This is a genomic window from Desemzia sp. FAM 23988 (genome assembly GCF_045528365.1).
Lineage (GTDB): Bacteria > Bacillota > Bacilli > Lactobacillales > Carnobacteriaceae > Desemzia.
Window position 1 is genome coordinate 36,836 of the sequence record NZ_JBGQQS010000023.1, and the last position, 6,386, is coordinate 43,221.

Annotated in this window: 5 protein-coding genes and 1 riboswitch; of the genes, 2 read left to right on the forward strand and 3 right to left on the reverse strand. The window is 34.4% G+C overall.

Features of this window, described 5'->3' with window-relative positions:
• Nucleotides 1-228: 228 nt before the first annotated feature.
• Nucleotides 229-333: riboswitch (NiCo riboswitch) on the forward strand.
• 98 nt (nt 334-431) lie between these two features.
• Complete coding sequence (locus ACEN4L_RS11180; protein WP_188205018.1) at nt 432-2,255, forward strand: heavy metal translocating P-type ATPase; 1,824 nt, start codon at nt 432-434, stop codon at nt 2,253-2,255.
• A gap of 119 nt (nt 2,256-2,374) precedes the next feature.
• Here ACEN4L_RS11180 and ACEN4L_RS11185 read toward each other — a convergent pair whose 3' ends face one another.
• Complete coding sequence (locus ACEN4L_RS11185) at nt 2,375-2,797, reverse strand: cupin domain-containing protein (protein ID WP_188205019.1); 423 nt, start codon at nt 2,795-2,797, stop codon at nt 2,375-2,377.
• A gap of 157 nt (nt 2,798-2,954) precedes the next feature.
• Here ACEN4L_RS11185 and ACEN4L_RS11190 point away from each other — a divergent pair, with 157 nt between their 5' ends.
• Entirely contained in the window at nt 2,955-3,821 is an 867-nt protein-coding gene (locus ACEN4L_RS11190) for a MurR/RpiR family transcriptional regulator (RefSeq protein ID WP_407097381.1), read from the forward strand.
• 44 nt (nt 3,822-3,865) lie between these two features.
• Here ACEN4L_RS11190 and ACEN4L_RS11195 read toward each other — a convergent pair whose 3' ends face one another.
• Both ACEN4L_RS11195 and ACEN4L_RS11200 read right to left on the reverse strand, forming a co-directional pair.
• A complete protein-coding gene (locus tag ACEN4L_RS11195; RefSeq protein WP_407097379.1) occupies nt 3,866-4,843 on the reverse strand; it encodes a Gfo/Idh/MocA family protein in 978 nt (325 codons plus the stop codon).
• A gap of 55 nt (nt 4,844-4,898) precedes the next feature.
• A complete protein-coding gene (locus ACEN4L_RS11200) occupies nt 4,899-5,915 on the reverse strand; it encodes a Gfo/Idh/MocA family oxidoreductase (protein ID WP_407097380.1) in 1,017 nt (338 codons plus the stop codon).
• Between the last annotated feature and the right edge of the window lie 471 nt (nt 5,916-6,386).

The following is a 6,386-nucleotide window of genomic DNA, read 5'->3' on the forward strand; positions in this document are numbered from 1 at the left end:
TGTTCCCTCCATTATCAGTCACGCTTAGTAGTATCTCACAAATTTGAAAGTCGCAAAAGAGATTTCTCAGGAAATGGGGTAAAAGTTTTCCCGCAGCTTGTTTATAAAAAAAGACTATTTTACACAGTGGAGTAACCGTTGATACTTCAATTAGTAAATGGTATTATAAATGTATATAAATCTAATTTAACTTGCTCTTCTGTCTTATCGTTAATGTAAGAATGAGAGCCAATTAAATCTGAACAGGCGGTGAACTCTTAGAGGTTCATGCGGCCGGATCACACATGTGTGATAGCAGAGTAGTGCCAAAAAAGGCACACCTGTGGGACAGTACTACTGTCCTATAGGTGTGCCTTTTTTATTTTTACTTTTTATTAAGGAGGGAAAATCTAACCACTAACTTAAAAAAAATTACAGAAAGGAAGAGGAAAATGTGGAAGTTTTTAAGCAATACGCGTTCAGGACAGTTTTTAGTCATTGGAGTCTTTTTTACAATTATTGGATTTATTTTAAATACGATGGGAGGTTTTTATAGTTCACTTTCTTTTTATGTGGCCATTTTCTTTTTAGGGTTCTTTTCAGCTAAAAAAGCGGTGACAGAAACAATTCATTCTAAAGCTCCAAATGTTGATTTGCTAATGGTTTTAGCCGCATTAGGTGCATGTTTGATTCATTATGAATCAGAAGGAGCTGTATTACTGCTTATTTTTGCTGGCTCAGAAGCTCTAGAATCCTATGCAACCAATAAATCCAAAAGTGCTATTTCTGAGTTGCTATCTCATGTGCCTTCTACAGCGCAATTGCTAAAAGAAAATGGTGAAGTGAGTGAAGTACCCACTGAATCGTTAAAAGTTGGTGACATTGTAGTCGTTTCAAAAGGAGCACAGATACCCATTGATGGGTATTCCGACCGAAAAACGCAAATCAATGAATCCAGCCTTACTGGGGAATCAATGCCTGTTGAAAAAGAAAAGGGAGCCGAAGTATTTTCTGGGACTTTCAATGAAGGAAATGCCTTTCATCTTGAAGTGAATACAACGAGTGACCAAACCGTCTTCTCAAATATTATACGAATGGTAGAAGAAGCACAGAAAAGCCCTTCGAAAATATCTAAAATTATTGATCGTTTTGAAACGAAATACGTACTAGTTGTTTTAATTATGGTCCCATTATTCATTGCGAGTCTTTATTATTTCAACGAGTATAGCTTTGAGGACGCTTTTTATAGAGGGATGGTTTTATTAACCGTTGCTAGCCCATGTGCTTTGGTTGCTTCTGCTACACCAGCAACATTAAGTGCTATCAGTAATGGAGCAAAAAATGGGGTGTTAGTTAAAGGCGGAGCAGCAATGGAGTCTTTGAATACGATGGACATTTTATATAGTGATAAAACGGGGACACTGACATTTGGTGATTTCAGAGTATTAAATTATGAAGTTCCAGAAGACATTTTGAATGAAGTAGTTTATATGGAACAACAATCTAACCATCCAATAGCTAATGCTATTGTGGCAGCTTTTGAAAACAGAAACTTTACAGACATTGATACTTCAGAACCTGTGGAGGAAATAGCAGGACAAGGTGTTAGAAAAGGAGCAATTGAAATAGGGAAACCAAGTACATTTAGTGGGTACCCTGATAAAAATTATTATCTTGGTAAAGCAGTTGAAGAAAATACGACGATTTTTGTGGCGAAAAGCAATGAAATTGTTGGATACATTTCTCTTTCTGATGAAATTCGGGATGAGGCAATCGAAGCAGTAGCTGGTTTTCAAAAAGAAGGTATTCAAGTTGTACTTTTGACTGGAGACAATGAAATGGTTGCTTCGAAAGTTGCTAAGAAAGTCAAAGTAAATGATTATGTAGCCAATTGTCTTCCAGAAGATAAGATTAAACATATCTTGAAAAGTCAGCGAAATAAAAAGGTGGTAGGCATGGTTGGAGATGGAATCAATGATGCACCTGCGTTAGCGAATGCAGATATCGGTATTGCTATGGGTAGCGGGTCATCGGTGGCGATAGAGTCAGCGGATGTGGTGATTGTAAAAAATGATTTAGCTAAATTGCTTTATAGTTATCACTTAAGCAAACGATTGAACCGAATTATTAAACAAAATATTTTCTTCTCTATCAGTGTGATCATCCTATTGATGATTTTAAACCTTTTAGGTTATTTAGATTTGCCGGTAGGAGTTGTCTTCCATGAAGGATCGACGATTTTAGTTATTTTGAATGGATTGCGTTTGTTGCGTTAATAAAAAATATAAAAGTGTGTGAGCCTATTGGGATTTCCGATAGGCTCACACACTTTTATTGGTTTAATCTTTTAGTTTTTTCCTCGCTGTATAAAATTCTTTATACAGCGAGGCTTTTTTTAGTGTTCATTAGGATCATTTTCTGCATCTTCATGAGTTGGGTGAATAGTTCCTTCAACATGATCAGGACCCGCATAAATGGTATATAATCTTAATGGTTTGTCACCAGTATTTTTAATATTGTGCCACATATCTGCTGGAACCAATACGGCTTCATCTTCAGAAACAACTTGTTCAAAATTTAAGTCATCTTCAGAAGGTCCCATTTGGCATAGCCCTTGTCCTTCTTCGATGCGAATAAATTGATCAATTCCATGATGAACTTCTAGGCCAATATCATCGTTTGGTTGAATAGTCATGACGGTTACTTGTAATTTAGCACCTGTCCATATCGTTGTACGGTAGTTATCATTTTGCACTGTAGCATCTTCAATATTTACAACATAAGGTTTTTTGCCATGATCTTTAAAATCAATACTCATTATCCTAATCACTCCATTTCATAATAGTTGTTTAATTGTATTAATTACAATCTAACTATAGCAAATTATCATTTGGAAAACAAGTATCAGTGCCTTAAAGTTAGTAAACGTTCACTAAATAATATAGAATCAAGTTATAAAGGAGTGGTTGGATTTGGTGCAAGTATTAACTAAGTTGAAAGATCAAACGAACTTTACAAATACAGAAATGAGGATAGCCGATTATATTATCCAGAATATCACCAAGATCCCTACAATATATATTGAGGATCTGGCAAAATTAACGTATACTTCTCATTCGACGATCATCCGTCTCTGTAAGAAAATGGGCTATGATGGATTCAGAAGTTTTAAGGACGCTGTTTCAGGAGTAGTTTACAGCCAACTGCATTTGCCTAGTGAAGTGGATGCCAATTTCCCTTTTAAACCAGAAGATTTGACTATGGATATTGCTAAGAATATCGCTAATTTAACGATTGATACGATAAAAAAAACATTGAATCAATTCGATGAAGAGCTGCTGCAATCAGTGGCAGAAATACTGTTCAAAGCTAAGCACATTTTTCTGTTTTCGCGTGGTGATTCACAAGTACGAGCAAGAAGTTTTCAAAATAAGTTAGTCAAGATCAATCGATTTGCTATTATTTCTGAAGAATATGCAGATGAGGCATGGAATGCTTCTAACCTTACTCCACAAGACTGTGCTCTGTTTCTATCTTATAGTGGAACTAGTCCGCAATATAAGCGTATGTTACAACATTTTTCCAACAAAAAAATCCCGACTATTTTGATAACGGGAAATACAGAATCTGATTTGATAAATTTAGCTGCCAAAACGATAGTGGTAGTCCAAGAAGAATATGATTTTGTAAAGGTAGGGACTTTTGCGTCACAAGTTGCCTTTCAATATGTATTAGACACGTTGTATTCTATTTTATATGCAAAAGAATATAGAACAAATGTGGAAAACTTAAAAGAAAAACAGTCACTCATTCAAAATGGAATTTTGTCAGAAGAACTTTGACCCGTCCATACATTGAAAAAGCGCCTGTTTTTCACTTTAAAAATTTAGCCTAAGGATATACCGGCAGTTTCTAATCCTTTATCTACAATAGACATAACCATTTCACTGTGATCGAGGTGTTTCATCATAGCTTCAACGTCTGATTCTCTTATGATTCGTTCAAATTCAATGAATTCCTCATACATCCGATGTGTATGAACTTTAAAATCAAATAGTTCACTCTTATGTTGATTGTCTATTACAGTAAAGCTGTCTATAGCATTAGTAGGCCCTTCAATAATGATAGCTCCTTTATTGCCTTGGATAATGGTTCGTATCGGAGCTGTAGAATCTTTAGCACCTATACAGACTACTTTTTTATCCCCATAATCCAGACTCAAGATGCCAGAAGTATCAATTCCGTTTTCAACATTTGCCAAATAGTTTACTTTTTGTGGCTCCCCAAAAATACCCGTTACAAAATGAATGTTGTAAATATTAATATCCATTAAAGCTCCGCCACCCATTTTAGGATTGAAAGCCGGTAACACTTCGCCTTTTTTGAAGGCATCATACCTTGATGAATATTGTGAATAATTACATTCAATAATTTTAATATCCCCAATAGTACTTATGGCTTCTTTTATCTTTTTATAATTGGTTAAATATTGATTGGTTATAGCTTCTAACAACATGACTTTGTTAGTTAAGGCTAGTTCTCTCAGCTCTTTCATTTCGGCTAAGTTCAAGGTAAAGGGTTTCTCACAAATAACATTTTTTTTACTCAGGATGGCCTGCTTAGCAAAAGAAAAATGCAAATGATTGGGCAATGCGATATAAACAGTATCGATATTCTGATCGTTTAAACAATCAGAATAATTAGTTGAGACTTGACGAATGCCGTATTTGTCTTTTAAAAGCTTCATTTTCTCAATACTTCTATCGGTTCCTACAATTGCCTCTAATTGAATCCCTGGAACATCACGGACCATAGTCAAAAAATCATTTACGATCATTCCAGAACCTATAATGGCGAGTTTCATTATAAACCTTCTTTCTTAGTTGAGTGATTCTTGATTTTTTAAATGAATGGATAAGTTAGTATTTAATACTTTGAATACCTTCTTCAAGTATCTCTAGTTGACGAATCGTTTCTTCATCTTTCACTGTTTTATCTTTTCCATTTATAATAGCCTCGTATAATCCTTCATAAACACGACTGTAGTCCCCAGTTTCTGAAATGACTTTTTCTTCATGATAAAGGTCATCAGCATCCATATAAGTCACAGTACCATAATGATCTGGGGTATCTATACCAAAATCAGCATGAGTCGGCATATAGAATAATTTTAGGTGTTCTTCTTGTCTATCTTTCTCTTGCTTGATAAACATACCTTTTTTACCATACAGAACAAAGCTTGGTCGTGGTTTTATTCTGAAGTAACTTGATTTAACAGAAACCTTTATTTTTGAATAGTAAAAGTCCAAGTCAAAATAATCGTTCATTCGATCAGGACCCAATAATTGTCTTACATCATAATGAATGGAATCTGGATCTCCGAAGTAGGAAAGAACTTGATCGATCGTATGGCACCCATGTCCATATAAATAGCTGGAAGATGCTGAAAATTCTGTGCTGTTTTCTGGAACTTCTGGTCTGAAATAATCATAATGCATTTCAACTTCTAATAATTCACCTATAACGCCGCTTTCGATAATTTTTTGAGCGGTCAGAAAATCTGAATCGTAGCGTCTGTTTTGGTAGCATTGAACGAGTAATTTTTTTGATTTTGCTAACTCAAATAGTTCTCTTGCTTCTTCAGCAGTTTCTGTAAAAGGTTTTTCAACTAGTGTGTGTTTCCCTTTTTCTAGTGATAATTTTGCAAATTCAAAATGTAATGAACTTGGAAGGCAAATTGCAACTAATTGAATTTCTGGATCATTCCAAATATCTTCTAAATTTGTTGTGTAGTGGACTCCAGGAACCTTATCCCATGAGCTGTTTTCACGACGAGAATAAATGGTTTTCACTTTAACGTTCTCTGTTTTTAATGAAAAAGGTAAATGATAGCGATTTGTACTTTTTCCATTACCGATATAAGCCATTGTTAACATAAAAAAACCTCCTATAGTATCTGATAATTAGATTATATATGAAAATGATTGAGAGAAGCTGTTACACACCCATTAAGGTTCTGATGTTCTTTTTTCTTCCAAATAAAAAGGTATATCCTGAACATTATGTTCAAGATATACCTATAGAGTATTTTTTACAGGAATCCTTTTATTTAAAATTGATTCACTTCCTTCATTATAATTGTAGGTGGCGTAACTATTGTTGCTACTGCGATTATTGCTTATTTAAATGGAGTATTTGACGATAATAACAGTGAAACCTAGGTTTAAAGTAAAAATACAGAATGATAAAAACTTAAAAATGGAAAGAGCGAAAATCATTATGATACACTCCCTACAAAGTAGACACTAGAAATAACAAAAATTTCTAAACTATTTTGTAGGGAGTGTTTTTTATTGTCTAAACGAGTTAAATTAAGCGCAGACGAAAAATTAGCCATCATTAAACCA